The following is a 2368-nucleotide window of genomic DNA, read 5'->3' on the forward strand; positions in this document are numbered from 1 at the left end:
TGCTTTGTTATGTAACTTTACTAATAATTTCAAAACATTACAAAAAACAGCATCGCCAAACACGATTTAACTTACACGAAAAGTCAGCATTGACCCAGTAGAAAAAACTCTGGCAATAACAAAAGCCACTTGATTCTGCGGATCATGACTATAGACAAGCTGAACGCAAACCCACTTTACCATTAAAGCCCAGAGTAAAGACTCGAAGAACAAGAAGACGAAAACTAAGCCAATATGAATAAGACTGACTTTACAAACTTTATAAATAACCAATTAAAACAATCAGTTAAAATCATAAAACATGTAAAATAGAAGCTAACTTAAAAATGCAAAAGTATAAAAACACTTTAACTTTCAATATATTGCGATCTTTTTCTCTACGGTTACATAACGCCCAATTAAGGGGTGAGCAACGCTACCACGACACTCAATTTGGACACCGTAAACACTAAACTAAACCCAAACCAAAAATGCCAAGCGTGGGGAATCACTCTTAAATTGTTTGTTAGAATTATTCCACCGACTCTGCGAATTCTTTCAGCTCTTCAGGATATCTAGGTTTGATACCATAATTAGAAAGAAGCTCAAAGATGTCATCTTTTGCTTCCATTACGTCAACATAATTGACTGCATAATCATCCCAGAAGTGTCCCATCAGAGGGTCAACTACTGCATAAATGAAACGTGCAGTTTCCGCACGCACATCTCTTTTGGGCAACGCAAAATGCTGAATTGTATTTCGAAGCTTTCCAAACGATCTATATACATCTTGGTTTGGTAACTTATAACCTGTTGTTGCCCATAATTTCTCCGGCAATTCAGCGTATTGAATAGTTTTTCCGTCTTCAAATATGTCCTGCATGGAAAGTAATTCCCCACTTACGGATGTAGATTTTGGTACGCTCGAAAATATCAATAATGGGTGTTGTTTTGCGATCGCAGCTTTAATCAATAGCTCAGCGGCTTGCGCTGCTTGCATGACACCAAAAACTCCCTCATCTAAATGAGTATAATAACCTGTGTAAAGTGCGTTTTTTTGAGCTTGTGCCAATATTCCTACGCCTAACTCTGCCAAGCGTTTAGATACATCTTTTAATTCTGAATGCATAACTACCTTTAAAATTCTAACGCCGCATTAAGGGGCAAGCAACGCAAACCACTGCGCTCAAACTAACCTGCCGTAACCTCAAATGCTCATCCAAACTAAAAATGCCACGCGTTGATTGTCCCTCTTAAATGCTTTGTTATGTAACTTTACTAATCATTTCAAAGCATTACCAAAAACAGCATCGCCAAACACGATTTAACTTACACGAAAAGTCAGCATTGACCCAGTAGAAAAAACTCTGGCAACTACAAAAGCAACTTGATTCTGCGGATCATGACTATAGACAAGCTGAACGCAAACTCGTTTTACCATTAAAGCCCAGAGTAAAGACTCGAAGAATAAGAAGACGAAGCCTAAACCAATATGAATAAAACTGGATTTACAACTTTAAAAATAACCCATTAAAACAATCAGTTAAAAGAATAAAACATGCAAAGTAGAAGCTAAACTCAAAGTAAAGAAATCATAAAAATATTTTAATTTTCAATACATTGTTGGATTTTTCTTTACGGTTACATAACGCCGCATTAAGGTGTGAGCAACGCGACCACGAAACTCGACCATACCACCGTAAACACAAAACCCAACGATGGAATGAAAAATGCCAAGCGTTGGGAATCACTCTTAAATGCTTTGTTAGGCATTTTTAGTACAATTCACGATTACCTAGTTTAACGAAGTCATCATGAGCTTTTATAAATGCTGGAACTAAACCGTTAATCTCTTTTGCTTCTTCTTTTATGTGATCTGGTATTGGTCCAAATGCTAGGTTATCCGGTCGTACTGAACGCATTTTGTAGGTTGGTGCTATTGTTACCGTGTTGCCAGCAATAGCTATCCCTAATTTTTCTGCTGCTTCGTAAAGCGTCTTGTGCTGCTTTTGAAGCTTACTATTGGAGAACTCAAAATCGGGTTTATACCAATTATCTACATAACTAGATAAAGGTCGCCAATAATCTTCAGAGAACTGTGCCAAAAAGTCATGTTGTCTATAAAATTCGGCAGCTCCAGTCGTAACAAACATCCCTTTATATTGTTCGAATAACTCTAAGTCATGGGTATTTACCTTGCTGGTTCCAAGAGTGAACTCTCGAGCCTTATCCCAGAAAAACCAAACAGCGGTAACCCCACCGAGTAAAGTTGCAATCGCTAAAACTATTTCCATTTACGCCTCATTGATGCCTAACGCCCGCTTAAGGGGCAGCCAACGCTACTACTAAATTTCCGCATAACACCGTAATCACAAAAACCAACGCATAG

2 protein-coding genes are annotated in these 2368 nt (G+C 37.9%); both read right to left on the minus strand.

Annotation, left to right across the window (positions count from 1 at the left end; all coding sequences use genetic code 11):
• Positions 1 to 511: 511 nt before the first annotated feature.
• Positions 512 to 1108: a hypothetical protein gene (locus tag EXA13_RS16380; RefSeq protein ID WP_238134069.1), complete on the minus strand. Its 597-nt coding sequence runs from the start codon at positions 1106 to 1108 to the stop codon at positions 512 to 514.
• Between the two features lie 646 nt (positions 1109 to 1754).
• Positions 1755 to 2273, minus strand: a complete 519-nt coding sequence (locus tag EXA13_RS16385; RefSeq protein ID WP_025634814.1) for a hypothetical protein — start codon at positions 2271 to 2273, stop codon at positions 1755 to 1757.
• Between the last annotated feature and the right edge of the window lie 95 nt (positions 2274 to 2368).

Source organism: Vibrio cincinnatiensis, from assembly GCF_022113815.1.
In the GTDB taxonomy this organism is placed as follows: Bacteria; Pseudomonadota; Gammaproteobacteria; order Enterobacterales; family Vibrionaceae; genus Vibrio; species Vibrio cincinnatiensis_A.